Source organism: Anabaena sp. FACHB-1391 (assembly GCF_014696755.1).
In the GTDB taxonomy this organism is placed as follows: Bacteria; Cyanobacteriota; Cyanobacteriia; order Cyanobacteriales; family Nostocaceae; genus Dolichospermum; species Dolichospermum planctonicum.
This window is the reverse complement of record NZ_JACJQS010000033.1, coordinates 1-24,644: the sequence shown is the minus strand read 5'-3', so window position 1 is coordinate 24,644 and position 24,644 is coordinate 1. Positions and strand designations below refer to the sequence as shown.

Below are 24,644 nucleotides of genomic sequence, written 5' to 3'. Positions count from 1 at the left end.
AATTTTAATTTTAGTTTTAATTTTAGTTTTAGTTTTAATTTTTAATTGAAACAGTTGTACCATTAGGAATATCTAACTCAATAGTCGGACCCCTATCAAGAACCTCAATATCCCATTGTCCACGAGTAGAAGATTCAAAGACAACATAACGGCCGTCAGGACTAATACTAGGATTTCTCACCCAACCACGAAAAGTAGGAGTGAGAATTTGTGACTGTTGGGAAGCACGATCATAAAGTGCAACTACAGGTCTACCCTGGTCACTGGTCAGATAACAAATATAGCGACCCGTATAACTGAGACTAGGACTTTCTGCAATTACTGATCCTCGATTTAACCCTGGTGTGGGAATAAAAGTTTGATTTTCCAAATCATATACCAACAACTGCTGATAACGAGAACGATTGGAGATCAAAGCCAAAAAACGTCCATTTCCACTGATAGCAGGTTGTTCCTCAGTATAGCGGCTATTGAGGGAGGTAACTCCCATAGGGATATCAGCAGCATTACAAGATACTAGTAAATTTGTAGTTCCCAAAATTAGGCTCCAATAAATTGATTTTTGGAGCCAGAAACTAGGTGTAAATGTTTTCACATTCCTGTTTTTCCGTTGTCCACCCCAAATATGGCCAATACCAAGATTTTAATTTTAATTTTAAATATCGTCATTGAAATCGGAATTATCCGGCTCATTATTTGGCTTCTTAATGGGATTGTATGGTACATATTCAGTTGGGATAGCCTCATCATCATCCTGTCTTCTTGGGGGAACGGAATCTCTAGGTGGACGACGTTTTCTTGGTCTAGGAGTGGGGGTAACATCATCTTCACGGCTGTCTGGACTTTGGGGACGATTATTACTGCTATTATTGCGACGTGGTGGTTTTCTTAACTCATCTTGAGAGTTGGAACTTCCCCAATCATCAACTGTTTTGGGAGCAGAACCCCAATTTTCATCTTCATAGCCTGGGCTGGAAGGGCTAACAGAACGCCCGGAATTAGGACGACGCTTTCTTTCGCCTGAATCTGGTTTTTCCCTATTCCGTGGGCTTTGTGAACTGCGTGATGGTGCTTCATCATAATAGTCATCACGGCTAGAACGTTCATCTCGACTACCGCGAATTCTCGGACGTGGAGGAGCCTCTTCTTCTTCATAAGGTAGGGGTTCTAAATCAGCATCCATTTCCGCTTGATAATTTCGTCGCTCTGAGTAAGAGTATTTTCTACTGACTTCTCGCTCATCATCTACAATGGGAGTATTACGTTTTGCTTGTTGTGTAGCTATACTACGTAGACGAATACTTTCGACCGCAAAAAATACCGTAGAACCGACCAAAAGCAGTTGACCGAATTGTAAAATCGGGTCAAGTCGCCATCCTTGGAAGACGAGAATAAAACCACATAATAAACCAACTGCCGCAAAAAAGATATCTTGATCTCTTGACAGTTCAGGACGAACAGAACGCAGGAAGTATAGTGCTGCTCCAGCTACAGCCAAGAAAATTCCTAGAATACTGGCTGAGTTCGCTCCAAAATTTACCTGAGCCAAAACACTGGCTGAGTTTAGCCCAAAATTAATCATGACTATTTTCCTAATATTAAATCTATGTTAACGAGTTACAGTTAGTCAGCTAAAATCTAGTTAATTTTAGATACTTGTGTGGATGAGTACACAAGCATAATCACTTCACAAGAGTTAGACTTTCTACTGTTATCCTAAGTTAAATGCTCAATAGCCCATCACTACTTTAACTAGTCACAATACTATAGAATAATTCAGGAGTCTGGGGGAAATGGGGAGAATCAGGAGGAGAAAGGAGATAATTTTTCTCCAGTCTCCAGTCCCCAGGGATTAAAAACGTTGGATTTTATCTTTTTGGCTAATGAAAATTAAACCAACAGTAGCAGGGATAACGACAATTGCAGTACCCCAAACCAGACTCCAAAGAAAATTTGCTAAAGAGGGTGTCATAGTTTTCGACCTTTTTTACACAGTTTATTCTTATTTTAATCTTGGATCACTTTCTTGAAAAGCAGATCAAGATTATTTATCTAACTTAGTATTTACTTGATTGATGATCAGTTTCAAACTCAAGTCAATAACTTTGTTTTTGGATTCTGACAAGAAAATGTCACCTTATGGTTAAAATTAAAGCAAGAATCCGTTACAAAGCTTAAAGTTTTTCAGCTTGCGCCCAAGTTTTGGATTTTATCACAGATAGTAGCTAAACAACATGACCGGTGTTAACTTGACTGCTTGGGTTCTCAGTCCATTTTTGGGAGTAATGACGTTTTTGTTTATTTTCCGCATTATTCTCACATGGTATCCCCAAGTCCATCTCAATCGTCTGCCTTTTAGTCTAATCGCTTGGCCTACTGAACCATTTTTAATCCCGTTGCGGAAGTTGATCCAACCTATTGGTGGTGTAGATATTACCCCGATTATTTGGGTGGGTATTTTTAGTTTTATCAGGGAAATTCTACTAGGTCAGCAAGGGTTACTGATCATGTTATATAAGTAATAGGGGACAGGTGATAGGTGATAGGTGACAGGTGATAGGTGATAGGGGACAGGTGATAGGTGATAGGTGATAGGTGACAGGGGACAGGGGACAGGTGATAGGTAATAGGTGATAGGTGATATGTGATATGTGACAGGTAATAGGTGACAGGGGAGAGAAATATTCTTTTGCAACTGACCACTGACCACTGACTGAAAAAAATCGGATACAAGCCCCGTCTTTCTAGGACGGGTATGTCAATAATTAACGTAAGTTGCTAGTTAGACACAGTGTCAGAATCAGAATGTCCAAGGTTAAAGGATAAACAGGATGAAAACAGGGATTTTATCACCAATTACCAATTACCAATTACCCATTACCTATTACCAGTCTCAACTAGATAACTAGCAACTTGAGTTAATTACTGCATTTTCATGTCCTGAACAAAGCTGGTGTAAATATTACCTTGTAAAAATTGGGAGTTTTCCATGATTTTTTGGTGAAAGGGAATAGTTGTAGGAACTCCAGTAATGGCACATTCTCGCAATGCTCGTCTCATGCGGGTAATAGCGGTGGCTCTATCTGGTCCCCAGACAATTAATTTACCAATTAAAGAGTCATAATAAGGCGGAATTTGATAATCTGTGTATACATGAGAATCTATACGTACACCAGGTCCTCCGGGGGGAAGATAACCACTAATTTTACCAGGGGCTGGGCGAAAATCACGATCTGGATCTTCAGCGTTAATACGACATTCTATAGAATGTCCCCTTAAAACTACGTCTTTTTGTGTCAGTTTGAGTCTTTCCCCCTGAGCAATGCGAATTTGTTCTACTACTAAGTCTATACCAGTAATCATCTCAGTGACTGGATGCTCAACTTGTATCCGGGTGTTCATTTCCATGAAATAGAATTTACCGAATTTATCAAGGAGAAACTCGATAGTTCCAGCACCAGTGTAATGGATAAATTGGGCGGCTTTGACGGCGGCCTTTCCCATTTTTTGCCGTAAGTCGGGGTCAAGAGCCGGACTGGGGGCTTCTTCTAGGAGTTTTTGGTTGCGACGCTGAATTGAACAATCCCTTTCACCTAAATGGATCACGTTACCATAGTTATCCGCTAATATCTGAAATTCAATGTGACGAGGACGTTCAATAAATTTTTCTATATAAACGCCTGAATTACCAAAGGCTGCTCCTGCTTCTCCTTGAGCAGCTAAGAATAGTCTAACAAATTCATCCTCAGAGCGGACAAGCCGCATTCCTCTACCACCACCACCAGCAGTGGCTTTAATCATTACAGGATAACCAATTTTTTTGGCGATCGCTAGTCCTTCCGCTTCTGACTCCACTAACCCTTCACTACCGGGAACTGTAGGTACACCAGCTTTTTGCATAGTTTCTTTCGCGGTAGACTTATCCCCCATTAGTCGAATCGCTTCGGGACTAGGACCAATAAAAGCAATATGATGATCCGCACAAATTTCTGCAAATTTGGCATTTTCCGATAAAAAACCATATCCGGGATGAATAGCACTGGTGTTACGCGTTAATGCAGCCGCAATAATATTGGGAATATTCAAATAACTTTTACTGCTGGCCGGTTCACCAATACAAACCGCTTCGTCTGCAAGTTGGACGTGGAGAGCGTTTGTGTCAACAGTGGAATGAACCGCAACTGTAGCAATTCCCATTTCTTCACAAGCCCGGAGAATGCGAAGGGCGATTTCTCCTCGATTGGCAATTAATATTTTGTCAAATTTCATTTTCTAGTTAGGATATCAGTACGAGTAGATTCACATTTTCTCCCATCCTGTTAACATAAGGCTATTGCATTACTATAAATCGTGACGAGAGATCCCCAAACATAATTCTTAGCAGACTATTGGATGATGTGGCCTCCTGACTAAACCTTTTAATATCACCTTTGCTGTCACCATATTTCTGTCAGTCTCACACCCATTCAAAAAATATTTGCCAAATTTTGGGAAAATATTGTATTTGAGCATTTTTTATGTTATAGTCTAATCTGTGTTGAAATCCTGCGGATGTGGCGGAATTGGTATACGCGCACGCTTGAGGTGCGTGTGGGCATAGCCCTTGCGAGTTCGAGTCTCGCCATCCGCATTCTTACATACATTTTTTACATATAAGTTACCCGCTCCTAATGTTGTAAACATAATCCTAGGGGCGGTTTTTCAACTATTACAGCGATTTTTCCCTAGCTAGGCTGTACTGAATTCAATTTACTTTATTTGTATAATTATAGCAAGCAGGATGCCCGCACCACAATATTTATCCATATTATGGCCATATTAGGATTCTACAATTTAGCTGCATAACAGCTTAAACCACATTTTTTATCTCGCGCAGCGGCGCACAGAAAAATGAAAATTGCTATATTATGTAGATAAATGAACTTTTGTAAAGAAAATTGACTACTACTTGTAATCCCATACATAACTTAATCCTCCCTAACCCTTGGTATTCTCTAACTCCCATTTGGACCGGTGGGGAGGAGGTTGTTAAACGAGGTTTACCTCACACCCAGTTAGCTCCAGCGTGGCAATTACTGCTTTTAGGCGATGGTTCTCCGACTCGACACGTACAACTGCTGACCGGTGAGCCAACGGAGGTAGATGTGATTGATATGTCACCCATTGGTATGAGTACAGACCAGGCACCAGCTATGATGCAAATGCTACCAGGTCCAAGAATTAGAAGACAGGTATGGGTGCGAACTGCTTCCGGTCAACGTTTATACTATGCTGCTTCTTGGTGGGAAGCTAGTCATGTAGATGAATATTTACAAAACAAGTCTCTACCAATTTGGGCAAGTTTAGCGCGGTTACGGACTGAATTATATAGAGATGTACAAGGTATTTATTATGGTAACTCAGAAGCATTAGAGACAGGTTTTCAGGAAAAAGGACCTTTTTGGGGTCGTCATTATTTATTTTGGCATCATGGACAACCGCTAACTTTGATTTATGAAGTTTTTTCGCCTTTTTTGACTAAATACTTAGGTCCGATGAATTTTGAAAGTTAATAATGTATTTCTTCCAGAGTAATTACACTAATCTTTAGGGAAGATAAATTTTTCACCCATATTAAAACACCAGGATTAGGCTGGGGTCGCACTAATTCGCTAATAATGTTCCTATCACATAAAAAAGTCATTGCGGATATTAAAAAAAGAAATTAGGACGGTCTTGACGAGAAGGAATTTCTAAAGAATAATCTTCTTCAATACAGATTTGCTGAAGTTCGTTAAAAGCATCAGCTAAAGTTTTTATTTGTTGATCTTGTACCAAATTTTCTTGACGATAATCTAGAGAAATTTGAGATTGTTCTAAAAAATGTTCAGTTTCTTGCAGTGAAGGAAATTTTAGTAATTCTTGAATTTGTGTTGAATCATGAAACTCTTGTGGTGCGGGCATCTTCCCCGCTAGATATGTACCTCATAACACCGGCAAGTGCTGTATGTTTCGCGCAAAGTGGCAAAGTGGCAAAAGAGCAAAGACGCAAAGAAGAAAGTAACTGTGAGAATAATAGAAAATTATCAAAATCTCATCATTCAATTACAATTAAACATCCTGTTAATCCTTAAATCCTGGATATCCTGATTCTGACAAAAATACTATTGTTGTAATTCCCTAATTCTATTCAAAGCATTTTGGTAATCTTCATTTTCACCTTGTTGTTGATATAATTTCGCAAATCTCCTATTTCATACTTATCCGCAGCCTGAACTAAGAGATCATCAACTTTTTGTTTTGTCGTCTTTGGTGGTTCAGAGAAACCTTGAGATAGAATATCACCGGAATTTATTCCCTTTACAGTCACACTAGAGCTATTGATCTGATCAAAATCAATTCTACCATCTTGAGTACGGACAAAGGTAACAGGTATACCTTTACTCTTACCACAGTAAAAGGTCTGACCCTTAGCGTGGCTGGGTTGGTTGGTAGTCGCAATGGTTGTGAATGCTGTCAGGGAGGCAAGGGTGACGGTTTGCGTCAACCCTATCCACCATTGACTAAATAACCTTTGTTTCATAACTTTAGGTAATTTGTGCAATATTAATTTAATAAAACTCAATACTTTTGCTCTCCTAAATTATATCTAAATGTAAACAAGTTTAGTCAGGTTATGAACCAAGTTGTATTTAAAATTGCTTAATCGTGTGATTCTTTAGTCAGGGTTTAGCACTGCTAAACCCCTACACACCTGGGTTTTTATCTAAATATTTGGGTTGGGAGCGGTCAGATGAATTATCCAGGTTAATCAACGGTTAATCTTGCCAATAACTAATCCCCAAAACCAGATAGGATCAAGGTAAGCGCAATTAATTTTTCAAGTATCCACTGGAGAGAATTGTTTATGAATCTGGTTGTACTCCAGAACTGGCTAGATAACGCCTCTTTTGCTGTCTTATTCTGTACAATGTTGGTGTACTGGGTGGGGGCAGCTTTTCCGAGTTTATCGCTGACAGCGGCTTTGGGGACAGCCGGAATGGCCATTGCTAATTTGTGTATGGCTACTTTGTTGGGAGCTAGATGGATAGAAGCTGGCTATTTTCCCCTCAGTAATCTCTATGAGTCTCTATTTTTCCTGACTTGGGGAATTACCGCTGTACATCTCATTGCTGAAAATAGTAGTCGTAGTCGCTTGGTTGGTGTTGTCACTGCACCAGTAGCTATGGGAATTACAGCTTTTGCTACTCTGACTCTACCAGCAAATATGCAGGTTTCAGAGCCTTTAGTCCCAGCTTTGAAATCCAATTGGCTGATGATGCACGTTAGTGTTATGATGTTAAGCTACTCTGCTTTAATGGTAGGGGCATTGTTAGCGATCGCTTTTTTAATTGTCACTGGCGGCAAAAATATCCAATTACAAGGTAGTTCTGTTGGTAATGGCGGTTATCGCAGTAATGGTTATAAATTAATCAAAGCAGATGAGTTAGAGTTAATTACATCTACAAACACTGCGGAAACTAATGGCTTTTCACCCATGGAAAGTAATAACAACGGAAATGGCACAGCAGTTTTAAATTTAGTGACAACTACTTCTACTAAAACTACTGAAAATCTTTCACCTCAACGCCTGAATTTAGCCGAAACCCTGGATAATATTAGTTACCGCATTATTGGCTTAGGATTTCCCCTCTTAACTATCGGTATTATCGCTGGTGGAGTTTGGGCTAACGAAGCCTGGGGTTCTTACTGGAGTTGGGACCCCAAAGAAACTTGGGCGCTAATTACCTGGTTAGTTTTCGCGGCCTATCTGCATTCTAGAATCACTCGCGGTTGGCAAGGTAAAAAACCCGCAATTTTAGCCGCTGCTGGTTTTGTCGTGGTTTGGATTTGTTACCTGGGTGTAAATCTTTTGGGTAAAGGTTTACACTCCTACGGTTGGTTTTTGTAATCATCTTACCCCATAACCCCCTTAACTCTTGGGTTGAGGGGGATGTATATTATATTATCTCTTAGCCATCATTTTATATCCTACCCCTATGCTCCCTAACTTGACACAATTTGCCATCTCAATTTTGTTTATGTTTTTTGTACTTTCCACACGATACCTAGTTGTGTCCTCATTTCTCTATTGGTTACTTTGGGTGCGTCGTCCAAAGTCTTGGGAGGGTCGTCGTCTTCATGACTTGGACGGACGTAAAAGTAAAATCAACAGCGAAATCAAATGGTCACTTTTATCTTGTCTGATTTTTGCTGTACCTGGTGCTTTAATGATGACTCTGATTGTCTCAGGATATACGAAAGTTTATTTTAATCCGCTGGAATATAGTTTATTATATTTACCTTTGAGTTTGTTTATTTATTTATTTCTTCACGATACTTATTTTTACTGGACCCACCGCTGGTTACACATTCCCCGTATATATCGTCGTTATCATCAAATACATCACGAATCTATTAATCCTACACCCTGGACATCTTTTTCTTTTGATCCCTTTGAGAGTGTTATTCAAGCAATTATTATTCCTATTCTGGTTTTTATCATTCCCATTCACATTAGTATGGTACTTTTATTATTAACCTTAATGACCATATTTGCTGTTGTCAATCATACTGGTTATGAAGTTTATCCCCGTTCTCGGATGAGTGGTTTTTGGGGTAAAAATTGGATTACACCAACCCACCATACACTCCATCATCATAAGTTTAATTGTAATTATGGTCTTTACTTTCGCTTTTGGGATAAATTGATGAATACTGATGTGATGATAGTTACTAAAAAACAGCAGTTCCCGATCTTATGAAGTACAGATATTAATAATAAAACTCTTGTGGTGCGGGCATCTTGCCCGCACAAAGTGTACCTCACTCAAAGCTACTTGCTGTATAATCAAACATTTCTAGCAAAGCACAGGCGCTTACACCTGACTGAGCTAACTACAAATCCGCGCCCGGTGTGCTTTTGTGTGAGATAAAAAATGTGGTTTATTTACGAGAAAATTACCGTATAATCGCTAGTAGCGTGACATGGCCATATACTTTTAAAACAACCTTTAAGCAATGCTTCCACAACTCAGCTTTTCTTACCAACGTAGCCAACCACTAATCACGTTATGATAGTAGATAGTCTGCTTGTAAATTATGATTGAGTGAATTATTCTCCCCCTGTTAATGACATTGACCTTGGGTCAATTTTCCCCTTTGAATTAGATCAATTCCAGAAGGAAGCGATTTCTTCCCTAAATGCTGACCGTTCAGTAGTGGTCTGTGCGCCCACAGGCTCAGGAAAGACCTTAATTGGGGAATATGCTATCTATCGTGCCTTATCTCGCGGGAAACGGGTATTTTACACCACTCCCCTCAAAGCCTTATCTAATCAAAAACTGCGGGACTTCCGCGAAAAGTTTGGCTTTGATCAAGTTGGACTCCTGACGGGAGACGCTTCCATTCATCGAGATGCGCCAATTTTGGTTATGACTACGGAGATTTTCCGTAATATGCTCTATGGCACGCCCATAGGTCAAATTGGCATCTCCTTGACAGATGTTGAGGCTGTAGTCCTAGATGAGTGCCACTACATGAACGATCGCCAACGGGGTACAGTATGGGAAGAATCCATTATTTACTGTCCCCGCTCTATCCAACTTGTAGCGCTTTCTGCTACCGTTGCCAACAGTGATCAACTCACCAGTTGGTTAAATCACGTTCATGGTCCGACAGACCTAATTTACTCCGATTTTCGCCCTGTTCCCCTAGAATTTAACTTTTGTAATCCCAAGGGCTTATTTCCGTTATTAAATGAAACTAATAGCAAAATTAACCCCCGCTTGGTAAAACGGGCTAAAAAGGGATATTGGGAAAAAGGCAAAGCTGGAAGACCAGAGCCACCGAGTATTATTTATACCCTCAGCCAACTACAAGAACGGGATATGCTACCGGCAATTTACTTTATTTTCAGTCGTCGAGGCTGTGATAAAGCGGTGGAGGAAGTCGGTGATTTATGGTTAGTGAATAATGATGAGTCTCAAATTCTACGTAAACAAATTGATGAATTTTTACGTAAAAACCCTGACGCAGCCAGGACTGGACAAGTTGCCCCATTATACCGAGGAATTGCCGCTCATCATGCGGGTATTTTACCAGCTTGGAAGGGATTAGTTGAAGAACTCTTTCAACAGGGATTAATTAAAGTAGTGTTCGCTACGGAAACCTTGGCAGCGGGAATTAATATGCCTGCACGAACTACAGTAATTTCTACCTTATCTAAACGCACTGATAACGGACATCGCTTACTCAATGCTTCAGAATTTTTGCAAATGGCAGGCCGCGCTGGTCGTCGAGGCATGGATCTACAAGGTTATGTAGTGACATTGCAAACGCCCTTTGAAGGAGCTAAGGAAGCATCTTATTTAGCCACAGCTAAAGCTGATCCCCTTGTAAGTCAGTTTACACCCAGCTACGGCATGGTATTGAATCTCTTGCAAACTCATACCATAGAAAAAGCCAGAGAACTGATAGAACGCAGTTTTGGACAATATATGTCTAATTTGCATCTACAACCAGATTTTGAAGAATTAGCGCAATTTAAAGCCGAATTAGGGCAAATTCAACGACAACTGGCAGCTATTGATGAAAATGAATTAATGGTGTATGAAAAATTGCGTCAAAGATTGAAAGTAGAACGGCAAATTTTCAAAACCTTGCAAGAACAAGCACAGGAGGACAGAAAAGCCCAATTGGCAATGATGCTAGATTTTGCCATATCTGGGACTATGTTGAGTCTTCAAGACAGAAGTGCCATGTCACCTTTACCGATAACAGTAGTATTAATTGATAAGGCTGTGAGTGCTGGTGAAATCTCTTACTTTGTCTGCTTGGGACAAAATAATCGTTGGTATGTAGCAACTTCGGCAGATATATTAGATATGTATGCAGAAATGCCACGAGTAGAAGTACCAGATGATATTATCCCACCCTCAGAATTGAGCTTAAAAAGAGGACACTCTATACGTGGTGATGAAAGCACAATTGCTCTTGCTCAAAGCATCCCTAACCCTGAAGAATTTAATCATCTACCAACAGAAGTAAGAGAACAACTTATCCGCTTAACCGCTATTCAAGAACAGTTAGAAAATCACCCCATCTATAAATCAGGAAATATTGCCAAAATATTTAAAAATAGAGCGCGTTGTGTCGAATTAGAAGCAGAAATCGAACATTTAGAAGAACAAGTATCATTACAATCCCAAAGATACTGGGAGGAATTTCTTTGTTTAATTGAAATTTTGCAGTCATTTGAATGTTTAGATAATTTAATACCGACAAAATTAGGAGAGATTGCGGCAGCCATTCGTGGCGAAAATGAGTTATGGTTAGGTTTAGTCTTGGCCAGTGGGGAATTAGATAATATTGGTCCCCATAACCTAGCAGCAGTAGTAGCGGCTTTAGTGACTGAAAGCCCCCGTCCAGATACTAAAGTTGACTTTAGTTTATCCACGGAAGCGGATACAGCCTGGTTAGCATTACAACCTATTCGCCGTTCTGTGTTAAAAGTACAGTATCGTCATGGTGTGGCTTTACCAGTAGGCTTGGAAACTCGCTTTATTAGCTTGATTTCTCTAGTGGAACAGTGGGCGCTAGGGGTAGAGTGGAAGGTATTATGTGAGAAAACCACTTTAGACGAAGGGGACGTAGTGCGAATTTTGCGCCGAACCCTGGATTTATTATCCCAGATTCCTCATGTGCCTAATTTACCAGATGTATTGCGGCGTAATGCTCAAAGAGCTATGCAGTTAATTGATAGATTCCCTGTGAATGAAGCAATGGAGTAAATCAGACCATACTTAAATTAAACCATAATTAAACCATTGTGGGACAGGCAAGATGCCTGTCCGGGCTGTTCAAGAATACAGAATATAGAGTAAGAGTAGATTTAATCTTAATTAAATAAGCATAATCTCTAAATAGTTGCCTTTAATCAAGAAAATTCAAGATCTCCAACTTTGCGACTTTGCGACTTTGCGACTTTGCGACTTTGCGGCTTGGCGCGAAACATAATTTATACCACAATTAGAAAATCCCTCCTCATCTAAATAGTGATTAAAATTACCCGCTTAATGATGGTACTAAAGCCAAAGTTTTAGTTTCAGCCAGGAGAAAGCGATCGCAGATAGTAAATAATTCTACCTCCGTTTGTGCTTGTCGCATCATGCGGAGGAAATAACCATCAGTATCAACACTTAAAGCAATGTAGTTAAGAAACATTTTCAGGTAGCCAACCCGCGCTCGTTCTGGCATAGTTGACGCTGTGGGGGTTTGCCACAAGCGGTCAATATAATTACGTACTTTTACTAAAGATACAGGTATAATAGGGTATCCTGCTAAAGCCTGACGAATTTGATCAAACAGCCAAGGATTCCCGATAGCCCAACGTCCCACCATGACACCCGCTGCACCAGTTTGAGAAAGCACCTCCATAGCAGTTGTGGCTGAGTTAATGTTACCATTAGCCAGCACTGGACAATCAACCCGTTTGACGGCTTCAGCAATTAAATCATATTTTACTACCCCGTGGTACATATCTTTGACTGTGCGACCATGTAAACTTAATAAATCAATGTTTTGACGGGCAATTATATCGAGTATTTTATAAAAGTTATCCGTATTTTCAAAGCCTAGGCGCATTTTAACGGTTAAGGGGCGGTCATTCACAACACACCGCAGTTCTGCTAAAATCCGCTCTATTTTTTCTGGTTCTCGTAGTAATCCACCTCCTACATTTTTACGATAGATCCTCGGTGCTGGACAGCCCATATTCAAGTCTATTCCCGCAGTATTATATTTACAGAGTTCCTTTGCTGTTCTTGCTAAATCGGGAACACTTTCCCCTATCATTTGTGCAAAAACTGGGCGACCTGTATCATTTTCCGTGATTGCTGCCAAAATTTTAGGGTTGAGCCGTGAGGTTTCATTTACGCGAAAATACTCAGTAAAAAAGTAATCAGGACTACCATAATGGGCGATAACTTTCATAAACCAGAGATTTGTCACGTCTTGCATTGGCGCAAGAGCAGTGAGTGGTATTCCTTTTTGAAGTAGGGACATAGAAATAAGTAGCTTTTAATCAGGCATAACTGGAGTAAGGAATTGTTTATGAGTAAATTATTTCCACTTTTCTAGGTATACAGGGTGACTCTTTGATTTTTTATCATAGGACTTACGCAAGATTCATGGAATAACGAACCACTCCAGGCACAGAGGTCACGGAGAAATGAGGATTTGAGAGATATTTTGCGTAAGTCCTGTATCATTTAGATACAAGTTTCAATTACATCTCTTCTTGATATTTTACCAGCAATGGGGGAATATAATCATAGCCGTCAATACCAATAATGGCGATCATTTTTTGGCGATTTTGTTGTAGTAGTAATTGGAATTCGTCTATACCAATTTGTCCTTTAATAATATTTAGTAAACTAGCTGGTTTTTGCCATTCTTGAGATGCAATTTGCTCTAAAAGATACATTCCTAAACTACCATTGTAAACTGCTTTTTCATAATTAGCAAGATGATAATTAGCCTCGGCTAAATATGCTAAATTTCTGCCTTGTAAATACAAATCACCAGCAATTTGAGCAGTTTTGAAGGCATTTTCTAAATATTTAATTGCTGTTGGGTATTGTGCAGTAATTAAATAAGCAATACCTAAACTACTAAAACATAAAGCTTGACTTTGTAAATCACCTAATTTTTCTGCTAATTTTAACCCCTGTTCTAAATAGTTAATTGCAGTTTCATAAACTTCTGGCTCACTAATTTCTGTTTCTTTGGCTTGCATAACTTCGCTATAACCTAAGTTGACTAAAGCGTTAGCTTCCCCGGTTTTGTCTCCTGTTTGTCTGCTATAAATTAATGCCCGTTGACTATAATTAATGGCTGCGCTATAATTTTGTTGTTGCACATAGGTGCGACTGAGGTGATTAAGATTAGCAATTTCGCAGGTTTTATCACCCGCATTTCTAGCTATTTCTAAAGCTTGTTGATGAAAATTGAGAGAACGATCATATCTGCCTAAACCGCGCTGGGAATAACCCAATAAGGTCAAAATCCGGGCTTTTTCTTGAGTACCTGCTGTTGAACGCAAGGGGGCATCTAAATAATCTAAAGCATCACGTAAATAACTACCAGAAAATGAGGCAAAAATCCCTCCATATAAAGGAAAATAAGGGCATTGGGCGAAATTTCGCAAAATTTGTAGCATGATTTGAGAAGCAGCATTACTATATTTTACTGCTTGATTTTCAAAACCATTTGCTAATTGACTCCAAATTACTGCAAAGGTTAAAAATGTGGAAATAGATAATTTTGGTCCGGCTTTAATATCATAAGCTTGTTGATAGCGAAGCGCTCCGTAGGAATCAAACCAAGTAATTAAACCCCTTTGTAAAAACTGTAAAACTATTGTTAATTCTACCCAATTACTTAAACTAATTCCCTGCTGTTTTTGGGCAAATTCTAGCGCTGATTGTTCTACTGCTAAAGTCTGAAAAAATACTTGGGGAATTTCGCTATTGACTACTTTAGCCCAACTTGCCCAAGGACTATTTTCTCCGGGTAAACCCCCAAATCCTAAAGTATTCTGTTGTTCATACATCCAATTCAGTAAATTTGCTTGTATTCTTTGCCAAGAGGCTATACCATGGGTAATACCTTCAGCAATTTGCCCAAAATCTTCATTAGCAGTTGCAAACTGTTGTAAAGACTTGGCTAACTGTTGCAGTTGGGATAAATTTAATGGATACTTTTGATTAGGATCAATGGCTCGTAATAAAGCTGTTAATCTCTCATCTGCGGTGGCTGTGGTAATTTCCCGCATAGATAAGGATATCGCTTCAGTGGCTTTATTTTGTTCTTGCCACCGTTGCCATTGAGTTTGAATCGTTTTAGCGGCGCGTAAACTCCGGGTAGCCTTGGCTTTTTTCAGTTCATCCGTTTCCGAGTCTACTTGAGATTGTATAATATTGAGGCGATCGCTCAAAACTAACTCAAATACTTCCCCAGTTCCAGAAGTAATACCCTTGAGTAACATTTGATAAACCTGCTCTACAGAGCTAATCTTACCCTTGAGAGTGGTTTGGATAATGTCATCAATTAAAGTCAGATATTGATCACGTAATGGTAGAGAATTTGACACTTTAGCTAATTGTAGCTGTAGCAGCTTTAAGTATTGGGAATTAGAAGCAACTAAAAATCATTCAGGAATCATTATAGCATTTCCTAATCCACCAATGGAAAAATTTATCTGTGTTTATCTGTGTTTATCTGCGGTTAATTCCTGGTTATAGTTTGCTAACTGCTTCCGCAATTTTCCCAGAAACAAAAGGCAAGATTTCCCGACTTTTTCCTTGTTCCTTCCCTTCCGTAAATACCACTAACAGATAAGGACGTTGATTTGGTAATTCAATATAAGCCGCATCATGACGCACCGTGCTTGTCCAACCTGGTTTTGACCAGATTTGACTATTTTCCGGTAATCCACCGCCTAAAAAGCCTGTAACTTGGTCTTCTTCCACATTTTGGGGTAATTCATCAGCATTAAGACCGCGTTTAAGTAACTTCATCATCCCTTGCGATCGCCCACTAGACACTGCCACCCCACCCACGATACTATGTAATAATCTCGCAGTGGCATCTGTTGTTAGCATATTGCGGTTTTCAAACATTTCCCCATAAAACGCCCTTTCCCGTCCATAGGGACCATCACCCCAGGTTTTTTGACAGACATTAATTGCGTTTATTTCCTCCCACCCCAAGGACTGATAATAGCGGTTAACAATCTGACGCTGATATTTCCAGGTTTCAAAAGGACCAAGGGTTAATTGAGGACCGGAAGTAGTACCACTGAGAATATCAACAATTAAGCTAGTAGCATCATTACTAGAATCAACTATCATATCCGTCAAAGCTCGGTTTAGTTCGTCCGTTGTTTGACTCATGCCTTTTTCTAGCCATTCTTGCACCGCTACCAGGTAGAATAATTTTACCACACTAGCAGGATAAATACGTTCTCCTCCACGATAGCTAAATCCCCGGACTGGGTGTTCCCAGAAAGCATTGGGAGTCAGCGCACCACCTGTATTAACTGGTGCAGGAGGATCATATACAACCCAAGTCAGCGCAATTTGGTTAGGTGCTAAAGTCGAAAATTTTGCCCAAGTTGCTTCTAATATTTGATTACCGAGATTTTCTAGTTGTTTGTCTTGATTAAAAAAAACCATTTGTGAATAATTTCCTGATATTTTACTAGTGTAATCTTATCATTAGTTATTAGTCATTGATCATTGGTAATTAGTTATTGAGAAATATCTCTTTTTTTTATCTTTTTTTTATCTTACTTTTATTTTCCCTAAATAAGTCCTAAATAAGTTTTAAAGTTAAGTTTTAAAGTTTAGTAAAATCCTATTTAGTAGGTTGGCGTTAAAAATTGTCGTTATGACAAGGGAACTCTTAACTGGGAACTCTTAACTGGGAACAGGGGACGGGGAAGAGGTTTTGGGCAACTTTACTTTTCGTTGCTTATGTCGGTTTTTTTCCGTTCACTTATTTAACTAGCTTTTTTATTGTATAAGAAACCTGGAATTTCAGCAGTCATAATTTATTTTATCATGCCTAATTGATTTTTAAAACCTATATTTTGAATCCCTGGTAGTTTATTCATCCTACTTATTGAATTGCGGAATGTTGGCTAAAATCATCTTTTGGTTTTCTCCTTAATATCGGACATCATGACACCTACAAAATGGGACACAATGTAAATAAATATTACAATATCTCCTTTAGTTATTTACTAATTTCCCCGTAACTTGGTATATAAAATAGTTAAGGTTTAATTAAAAAAAAGATAAGAGGAGTTTAAATTATGTCCTCGACTAATATCAATAACCAGGAGAGTGAAAACTCAGTTAATCAGGAGAGTGAAAACTGTCACCAAAAACTAGTGTGGACTTGTGATCCAAATACTTATCCTCGTTGTACCGCTCAATGGCTAATAGAGTGTGATCTAATGTGCCATTTGCCATTTTCAGAGAACAGCAAAGATGAGTAATATCTGCTGGTTTTCCTGTCAATAGGTTGTTTTTTATCCGTCTTTACACTCTATACGATTGTGCCTAATATCTCCCGTTAGCTACTCAAGCCCCAAGGTAAAATAGAATAGTTCAGAACTTTGGCAATAAATTGGCAATAAAATTATGATACAAAAATTAACACTTCTGTATATTTACGAAAATTAAATCAGCAGTTATTATCTAAACTAGAAACGTACATACAGTTACTTACTCAGAACTGATTTAATTTATGAGCAATACTTTGTATAACTTCAGACTGTTAGGCGATCAATTTGAGCCAAATAATACTCAAAGCGCCGCTGCTTCACTAGGGTCTGTAAGTCAATCTTGGAGTAATCTCACCATTGACAGTAGTAGCGATGAAGATTGGTTCAAGATTACCTTGCTAGACACCGGAACAAGCAGCAACTACGTCAAAATTAACTTTCTTAGCAGTTCAGGAGACATAGACCTAGTACTCTATCAAGCAGATGGAACTTACATTACCAGCTCAGCAGGTACAGGTGATGAAGAGTTAATTTCCTTAGAAGAACTGGCTGCGGGTGACTACTTCGTTCAGGTTTATGGTTATAATGGCGCAACCAATACCTATAGTTTACAAACGAGTCTACCAACAACAACAATTACAGGCGATGAATTTGAGCCAAATAATACTCAAAGCGCCGCTGCTTCACTAGGGTCTGTAAGTCAATCTTGGAGTAATCTCACCATTGACAGTAGTAGCGATGAAGATTGGTTCAAGATTACCTTGCTAGACACCGGAACAAGCAGCAACTACGTCAAAATTAACTTTCTTAGCAGTTCAGGAGACATAGACCTAGTACTCTATCAAGCAGATGGAACTTACATTACCAGCTCAGCAGGTACAGGTGATGAAGAGTTAATTTCCTTAGAAGAACTGGCTGCGGGTGACTACTTCGTTCAGGTTTATGGTTATAATGGCGCAACCAATACCTATAGTTTACAAACCAGTCTACCAACAACAACAATTACAGGGGATGAATTTGAACCGAATAACACTCAAAGTGCCGCTGCTTCACTAGGCTCTGTAAGTCAATCTTGGAGTAATCTCACCATTGGCAGTAGTAGCGATGAAGATTGGTTCAAGATTACTTTGCTGGCCACCGGGACGAGCAGCAACTACGTCAAAATTAACTTTCCTGGCAGTTCAGGAGACATAGACCTAAAACTCTATCAAGCAGATGGAACTTACATTAGCGGCTCAACAGGTACAGGTAATGAAGAGTTAATTTCTTTAGCTGGACTGGCTGCGGGTAACTATTTCGTTCAGGTTTATGGTTATTATGGCGCAACTAATACCTATAGTTTACAAACGAGTCTACCAACAGTAACAATTACAGGGGATCAATTTGAACCGAATAACACTCAACTAACCGCTAAAGACTTTGGTTTAATTAGCGGTATTCGTGAGTGGGAAAACCTCTCAATAACTTCTGGTGATCAAGATTGGTTTAAATTCCGGCTAGGGACTACAGGTAGTGAGGGAAATTTCCTCAAGATAGCTTTTACTCATAGCCTTGGTGATGTAGATGTCAAACTCTATAATGCCAGCAACGTTGAGGTAGCTAGTTCAACCGGGGTTGGAGATGAGGAAGAAATTAGTTTACAGGGACTTGCTGCTGGTGACTACTTTGTTCAGGTCTATGGTTACAATAGTGCAACTAATCCCAACTATTCCTTAACTATCAATGCTCCTGGTGGGGATGCTTACGAAGTAAATAATACCAATACTACGGCGACTAATTTAGGACAAATCACCGGGTTAAGGGTAATTGACAATCTTTCTCTTCATACTTCTAGTGATCAAGATTGGTTTCAATTCACTATAGCTAATGCGGGAACGGAAAGTGATTATGTGCGGATTGAGTTTACTCACTCTCTGGGGGATGTAGACTTCAAACTTTATGACCTCAATGGCATTGAAGTCGGTAGTTCCACAGGCATTGATGATGCTGAAGAAATCAGTCTCGATGGTTTGGCTGCTGGTACTTACAGGGTTAAAATCTATGGTTACAATGGTGCCGTTAATCCAGATTATACCTTAACTATCAATGCTCCTCCTGCCACAATTGTTGATACTTTTGAGCCAAATAATACCCGTGCAACCGCCACGAACTTGAATGCATTATTACAGGCTGGAGAACAGATATTAGCATTAGATAATCCCGCTCGTCCTTTATCTATTTATACAACTGGAGATGAGGACTGGTATAAGTTCACCATTGCTGGTGCAGGAGATTATACTCACTATGCCAAAATTGAGTTTGAGCATGATCAGGGTGATATAGATTTTGAACTATATGACGCTACGGGAACTCAACTAGACTACTCTAATTGTGTCACCAACAGCGAGGAAATTAGTCTTGATGGTTTGGTGGCTGGGGACTATTATCTGCGAGTTTTTGGCTATAACAATGCTACAAACCCGGAATACTCCCTTTTTGTTAACGCACCTTGGACTGCGTTAAACCCCTCTGGAGACAGTGCAGAATCTAATAATACCCAAGCAGAAGCGACGGATTTAGGAACTCTAACGAGCGCCTTTAACCGTGGTAATCTCTCAATTCATACTAGTAGTGATGTTGACTGGTTTAAATTTACTTTAGCAACCGCAGGTAATGAAACCAATTCTGTGGGCATTGACTTTACCCATATTCAAGGGGACTTGGATATTGGGCTGTATGATGGTAATGGTAATTTCCTCAGTAGTTCTACAGGGGTAGATAATCAAGAAACGATTTCCCTAGAGGGACTAACTGCTGGCAGTTATTATCTGCAAGTCTATGGTTATAACGGTGCTGTTAATCCTGATTATAGTCTATTTATTAACCCACCTCAAGGGGTAACGGGAGATTGGGCAGAAACGAATAATACCGCTGCAACAGCCAAAGATTTGCGAACTATTAACGGTTGGTGGGATTCTGCTACTGTTAATTCCCAACCCCTATCAATTACCACAGGTGATCAGGATTGGTTCAAGTTTACGATTACCGGTGCTGGTACGGCAGAAAATAATGTGGGAATTATTTTTAGTCATGACTTGGGGGATCTTGACTTGGAGTTATATGACGCAACGGGAACAACCCGGTTGCGTAATTCTAACTCAGTTGACGATTATGAGTTGTTTGACCTCAACGGTTTAGCGGTGGGGACATATTTGCTCAAGGTATTTGGCTACAATGGTGCGACTAACCCAGCATACGATTTAATCATCAATGCACCTGATAGTAATGAACCAGCGGGTGATGCAGCAGAAGCTAATAATACTCAAGCCACCGCTTATGATTTACGGGAAATACAGGGACAATTCATTGCTGAAAATTACTCAATTCATGTAGCCGGAGATCAGGACTGGTTTAAGTTCACTACTGTTGGTCAAGGTAAGGCTGGGGATGCAGTTACGGTTGAATTTGACAATAGTTTGGGTGATTTAAGTTTGTTGGTTATTGGTGCTAATGGTCAACAATATACATCAAACTATAATGCCAACCGTGAGCAAGTTTCTTTAGAAAACCTGGCCCAGGGAACTTACTATGTCAGGGTATTTGGGGCAACTAGCGCGACTGTTAATCCCAGTTATCGCTTGGTTATTGATGCTCCAGAAACCGCTGTTGCGGATGTTATTGATGCCAGTACACCCAATAATACCCAGGTGACTGCATACAATTTAAGGACTATTGATGGTATAGTTACTCAAGAGGATCTATCCATTCATACTAGTACAGATGTAGATTGGTTTAAGTTCAATTTAACAACTGCTCCTGTGCTGGGTCAATCGGTACGGATTAATTTTGAAAATGCTGTAGGTAATCTGGCTTTACAGTTAATCGGTGCTGATGGTCAGGTTTATAATGCTGACACGGGTAGTAATTTTGAAGAAATCTCTTTAGCGGGTAAGGGAATAGGAACTTATTACGTTAGGGTGTCGGGAGTTGGTGGAGCAACTAATCCTAATTACAGTTTAGTGATTGATGGTCCTGCTGCTTTACGAGCAGATGCTTTAGAGCCTAATGATTCTCCAGCAGCAGCATACAATTTGCGGAATAGGACAAGCAGAAATGCTGGTAATGACGGCGCTGTTGGTTCTAATGCGGCGAATAATAATGTTTACACAGGTCGTGACAATCCCTATAGCAATGGTTATAATCCCGCTGCTGGAAGTAGTCCTCCTGTTCGGACTGTAACTAACCGGATTGATAACCCACTGGAAAATCTGTCTATTCACACTTCTACTGATACGGACTGGTTTAAGTTTGAACTTAGCGGTAGTGGAGAAGAGGATCAGTTTGTTGCTATTAGCTTTGATAACAATTTGGGGGATTTACAATTAGAACTGTTTGAGGCTTTTGCGATTAATACCCCTGCTAGTCAATATCAAAGCTATTTAGTGGATAGTTCTAATAATAGTGGTGATAATGAGCAAGTTAGTTTGGCTGGTTTAACAGCGGGCAGTTATTATGTTCGCGTTAGTGGAGTTAATGGCGCGACTAATCCCCTTTACGCGCTTACGCTGAATACTGGTACAATTAATCAAGGGGACTTTGCAGAAGCGAATAACACCATTAGCACAGCTTACGATTTACGAACTGTGGATGGTACTCGTAATCTCAATAACCTGTCTATCCATACGGACACAGATCAGGATTGGTTTAAGTTTACAACATTACGGCCAGGACAAGCAGCTAATAAGGTTCGCATTGATTTTAGCCACGACCAGGGTGATATAGACTTGGTTCTGTATAATCAAAGCGGTCAAGAGATTGGCAAGTCTGAAGGTACGGAAGACTTTGAAGAGATTAGTCTCAATGGTTTGGCTGCTGGAACTTACACGGTTAAGGTTTATGGTTACGATGGTGCGCTCAACCCCCAATATAATCTTTCTGTAATTGCCCCGGACACTTCTGTTGCTGCTGATGACTTTGAACCCAATAATAGTTTTGCTACGGCAACTAATTTAAATTTGGTAGACGGGGTGACTAATATTGCTGCTACTATCCATAGCAGTGATGTGGATTATTTCAAGTTTACCACAACGGCAATAGGCACAAATTCTAATTCCATTAGTCTGCAATTTGAGAATAGCCTTGGTGATTTACAGCTAAAACTGTATCGAGAACAAAACGGTAGTCAAGTCCTGGTTAGCAGTTCTGTAGGGACTAGTAATAATGAAAGCGTTTCTTTGAATGGACTAGCTGCGGGTACTTACTATGCTCATGTCTATGGTAATGGAACTGCTACCAATTCCTATCAACTGAATATTGATGCCCCAACCCAAGGCAACCAACCCAATAACCGCAATGATTGGACGGTAATGGCCTATATAACGGCAAGTGATTTAGACTACTATGCCTTTAAAGATATTAATGAAATGGAGGTGGCTGCTTCTCGTTTACCTAGTACCGTTAATTTTGCGGCTCTTTGGGATCAAAGTTCTCAGGAGACAACTTATGCTACTGGTGGAAGTGCGGCTTGGGGTGATACGGGTCGGGCGATTATTCGGCCGGATACTAATAGAAATACGGTTGTTACTCCTTTTGAACGCATTGGTGAACAAAATACGGGTAGTCCAAATACTTTAGTTAATTTCGTACAATGGGCAACAACTAATGCTCCTGCTAATAATTACGCTTTGGTGATGTGGGACCATGGTGGTGGGGTCTATGGTTTTAACTATGATAACTCTGATGGTACGACTAGTGATAATCTGACTACTAGTGAGTTAGCTACAGCTTTGAATACTCTCAAGTCAGCGGGTATTAATATTAGTGTGCTGGCTTTTGATGCTTGTTTGATGGCGATGGCGGAAGTTGGCTTCGCTTTGAAGGATTACGCTAGGGTGTTTGTTGCTTCTGAGGAAGTTGTGGGTGGAGATGGCTATGATTACACTACTGCCTTTAATACTTTATTCACTAATCCCAGTCAAGTCACTGCTCAATCTCTGGCTTCGGGACTGGTTACGAGTTTTCAAAATCAATATCAGGGAAGTGCAGGTGGAGCAGATACGCTTTCAGCTACTGACACAACTCAATTTAATGCTTTCACAACGGCACTAAGGAACTTTACAACCAGTGTCAGCAATAGTGCCACGGCTAGTGATTGGACTAAGTTGCAAGCAGCCCGTGATTCTGCTACGGGGTTTAGTTACCAAGAGTTCCGGGACTTGGGGCAGTATATGGGAGCGATCGCTAATAATAGTGGTATTACCCAAGTTATTCGCACTAATGCCCAATTGGTAATTAATGCTTTGAATAATTTGGTGATTGCTGATACAACTGACCAGTTTGATACCCAAGGACTGTCAATTTATCTTCCTGCACCTGGCTCAAGTCTCGACATTAGTTATCTAAACGGTTATCAATCTTTCTTTACGGCTACTGGTTGGAAAGATTATCTCCAAAGCTTTACTACGCGGACTGGTGGCCGGAGTGGTTCTGCTCCAGACTGGTCTTTAGATTGGTCGGAGTCGAATGATTTAGCGGCTACTGCTTATAATTTACAGACTTTGATTGGTGATGGTCATACTTTTAATCGCTTGAATATTCATCAAGCTGGTGATCAGGACTGGTTCCGTTTTACTATTAACCAAACTGGAGCAACTGGCGATCGCGTTAAGGTCAACTATAGTCCAATCAATGGACAAAGTCTATCTCTGTCACTCCGTTACACTAATGCTAATGGTCAACAACAGCAACTTACCTCTAATACTGGTTCGGGACAAGAAATTGTCTCTTTAACAGGGTTGGCTGCGGGAGAATATTTAATTAAGGTGACGGGGAATGGTACAACGGTTGTCCCTGATTACTCTTTGAGTATAGACGCACCGGGAACAGTTACTAATGGCAATGACTGGGTGGGGGCTAATAATCGCTCTGGTAAGTCGGAAGATTTGGGAGTGATTTTAAGTGATTTACAGGTCCCTGGACTGAGGATTGATGCCACAAACCCAGATTTCTTTAATTTTGCTAGTGCCAGAAGTCTCACTGCAAAACCTGGACAAGTTATTGTTAGCATTGCTGGTAGTTCAACTGTGAGTGCAGAACTTTTCCGGGTGGGAAATTCAACAGCGATCGCTTCTCAAACTGGTACGGGTGAACTAAAAATCCAGTATTCTGCGGAAGATGGGCAAAACTATCAGTTAAAAATCAGTCAACCAAGTGGTCAAGCAGCAGTTGGTTATTCGTTGTTCTTTGACCCATCTCTTGAGGGTACTGCCGGAAATGACACTTTATCCGGTGCTGCTGGGAATGATCTTCTGTATGGATATGCTGGAAATGATCAGATCTTCGGCTTGGCAGGTAATGATACTCTTGATGGTGGTGAAGGTAATGATACCCTTGACGGTGGTGCAGGTACAGATACCTTAATTGGTGGTTTAGGGGATGATATTTACATTGTAGATAGCACCACTGACACCATTACTGAACTTACCAACGCAGGTATAGATACCGTTCAATCTAGTGTTACTTACACTGTTTTGCCTGCTAACGTGGAAAACCTGACTTTAACAGGAACAGCAGC

At 40.0% G+C, this 24,644-nt stretch carries 15 protein-coding genes and 1 tRNA gene; 7 read left to right on the top strand and 9 right to left on the bottom strand.

Going from position 1 to position 24,644, the window contains the following annotated elements; translation table 11 throughout:
• Nucleotides 1-34: 34 nt before the first annotated feature.
• The 3 genes from H6F62_RS15295 to H6F62_RS15285 form a co-directional block, all read right to left on the bottom strand.
• Nucleotides 35-595, bottom strand: coding sequence for a TolB family protein (locus H6F62_RS15295; protein WP_137908643.1), 561 nt, complete (start codon nt 593-595; stop codon nt 35-37).
• Nucleotides 596-655: 60 nt separating this feature from the next.
• Nucleotides 656-1,582 carry a Ycf66 family protein gene (locus tag H6F62_RS15290; RefSeq protein WP_137908644.1) on the bottom strand — a complete coding sequence of 309 codons (927 nt, stop codon included), beginning with the start codon at nt 1,580-1,582 and terminating at the stop codon, nt 656-658.
• Nucleotides 1,583-1,852: 270 nt separating this feature from the next.
• Nucleotides 1,853-1,972 (bottom strand): photosystem II reaction center X protein, encoded by a 120-nt coding sequence (locus H6F62_RS15285; RefSeq protein WP_028083398.1) that lies wholly within the window; start codon nt 1,970-1,972, stop codon nt 1,853-1,855.
• A 262-nt stretch (nt 1,973-2,234) separates the two neighbouring features.
• Between H6F62_RS15285 and H6F62_RS15280 the strand changes: the two genes are divergently transcribed.
• Nucleotides 2,235-2,522: a YggT family protein gene (locus tag H6F62_RS15280; RefSeq protein ID WP_137908645.1), complete on the top strand. Its 288-nt coding sequence runs from the start codon at nt 2,235-2,237 to the stop codon at nt 2,520-2,522.
• Between the two features lie 400 nt (nt 2,523-2,922).
• Here the strand turns inward: H6F62_RS15280 and accC are convergent, their stop codons facing one another.
• Nucleotides 2,923-4,269: an acetyl-CoA carboxylase biotin carboxylase subunit gene (gene accC, locus H6F62_RS15275; protein ID WP_137908646.1), complete on the bottom strand. Its 1,347-nt coding sequence runs from the start codon at nt 4,267-4,269 to the stop codon at nt 2,923-2,925.
• Nucleotides 4,270-4,547: 278 nt separating this feature from the next.
• On the opposite strand from accC, the gene H6F62_RS15270 reads away from it, so the two are divergent.
• A tRNA-Leu gene (locus tag H6F62_RS15270) sits at nt 4,548-4,630 on the top strand.
• A 307-nt stretch (nt 4,631-4,937) separates the two neighbouring features.
• Nucleotides 4,938-5,552 carry a chorismate lyase gene (locus H6F62_RS15265; RefSeq protein WP_190372413.1) on the top strand — a complete coding sequence of 205 codons (615 nt, stop codon included), beginning with the start codon at nt 4,938-4,940 and terminating at the stop codon, nt 5,550-5,552.
• A 139-nt stretch (nt 5,553-5,691) separates the two neighbouring features.
• On the opposite strand, the gene H6F62_RS15260 is transcribed toward H6F62_RS15265, so the two are convergent.
• Nucleotides 5,692-5,943 carry a prevent-host-death protein gene (locus tag H6F62_RS15260; RefSeq protein ID WP_228036518.1) on the bottom strand — a complete coding sequence of 84 codons (252 nt, stop codon included), beginning with the start codon at nt 5,941-5,943 and terminating at the stop codon, nt 5,692-5,694.
• A gap of 226 nt (nt 5,944-6,169) precedes the next feature.
• The gene (locus H6F62_RS15255) at nt 6,170-6,562 is read right to left on the bottom strand and encodes a hypothetical protein (RefSeq protein WP_190372412.1); all 393 of its coding nucleotides are present in this window, start codon (nt 6,560-6,562) and stop codon (nt 6,170-6,172) included.
• 324 nt (nt 6,563-6,886) lie between these two features.
• Here H6F62_RS15255 and ccsB point away from each other — a divergent pair, with 324 nt between their 5' ends.
• The 3 genes from ccsB to H6F62_RS15240 all read left to right on the top strand — a co-directional run bounded on the left by ccsB (nt 6,887) and on the right by H6F62_RS15240 (nt 11,810).
• Entirely contained in the window at nt 6,887-7,930 is a 1,044-nt protein-coding gene (ccsB, locus tag H6F62_RS15250; RefSeq protein WP_190372411.1) for a c-type cytochrome biogenesis protein CcsB, read from the top strand.
• Between the two features lie 163 nt (nt 7,931-8,093).
• Complete coding sequence (locus tag H6F62_RS15245; protein ID WP_347238717.1) at nt 8,094-8,783, top strand: sterol desaturase family protein; 690 nt, start codon at nt 8,094-8,096, stop codon at nt 8,781-8,783.
• A gap of 345 nt (nt 8,784-9,128) precedes the next feature.
• A complete protein-coding gene (locus tag H6F62_RS15240) occupies nt 9,129-11,810 on the top strand; it encodes a DEAD/DEAH box helicase (RefSeq protein ID WP_190372409.1) in 2,682 nt (893 codons plus the stop codon).
• Nucleotides 11,811-12,084: 274 nt separating this feature from the next.
• Here the strand turns inward: H6F62_RS15240 and H6F62_RS15235 are convergent, their stop codons facing one another.
• From H6F62_RS15235 to H6F62_RS15225, 3 genes are all read right to left on the bottom strand, one after another.
• A complete protein-coding gene (locus H6F62_RS15235; protein WP_137908653.1) occupies nt 12,085-13,083 on the bottom strand; it encodes a tRNA-dihydrouridine synthase family protein in 999 nt (332 codons plus the stop codon).
• Nucleotides 13,084-13,306: 223 nt separating this feature from the next.
• A complete protein-coding gene (locus H6F62_RS15230) occupies nt 13,307-15,172 on the bottom strand; it encodes a tetratricopeptide repeat protein (protein WP_190372408.1) in 1,866 nt (621 codons plus the stop codon).
• A 145-nt stretch (nt 15,173-15,317) separates the two neighbouring features.
• The gene (locus tag H6F62_RS15225; protein ID WP_190372407.1) at nt 15,318-16,256 is read right to left on the bottom strand and encodes a serine hydrolase; all 939 of its coding nucleotides are present in this window, start codon (nt 16,254-16,256) and stop codon (nt 15,318-15,320) included.
• 1,078 nt (nt 16,257-17,334) lie between these two features.
• Between H6F62_RS15225 and H6F62_RS15220 the strand changes: the two genes are divergently transcribed.
• Nucleotides 17,335-24,644, top strand: a 7,310-nt coding sequence (locus tag H6F62_RS15220; protein ID WP_190372406.1) for a pre-peptidase C-terminal domain-containing protein, incomplete at its 3' end; no start/stop codon positions are given.

What these genes read in the sequence shown, in the direction of transcription:
- ccsB (WP_190372411.1), top strand. Translation starts at nt 6,887, where the DNA reads ATGAATCTGGTTGTACTCCAGAACTGGCTAGATAACGCCTCTTTTGCT.
- H6F62_RS15290 (WP_137908644.1), bottom strand. Translation starts at nt 1,582, where the DNA reads ATGATTAATTTTGGGCTAAACTCAGCCAGTGTTTTGGCTCAGGTAAAT.
- H6F62_RS15225 (WP_190372407.1), bottom strand. Translation starts at nt 16,256, where the DNA reads ATGGTTTTTTTTAATCAAGACAAACAACTAGAAAATCTCGGTAATCAA.
- H6F62_RS15260 (WP_228036518.1), bottom strand. Translation starts at nt 5,943, where the DNA reads ATGCCCGCACCACAAGAGTTTCATGATTCAACACAAATTCAAGAATTA.
- H6F62_RS15255 (WP_190372412.1), bottom strand. Translation starts at nt 6,562, where the DNA reads ATGAAACAAAGGTTATTTAGTCAATGGTGGATAGGGTTGACGCAAACC.
- H6F62_RS15235 (WP_137908653.1), bottom strand. Translation starts at nt 13,083, where the DNA reads ATGTCCCTACTTCAAAAAGGAATACCACTCACTGCTCTTGCGCCAATG.
- H6F62_RS15285 (WP_028083398.1), bottom strand. Translation starts at nt 1,972, where the DNA reads ATGACACCCTCTTTAGCAAATTTTCTTTGGAGTCTGGTTTGGGGTACT.
- accC (WP_137908646.1), bottom strand. Translation starts at nt 4,269, where the DNA reads ATGAAATTTGACAAAATATTAATTGCCAATCGAGGAGAAATCGCCCTT.
- H6F62_RS15280 (WP_137908645.1), top strand. Translation starts at nt 2,235, where the DNA reads ATGACCGGTGTTAACTTGACTGCTTGGGTTCTCAGTCCATTTTTGGGA.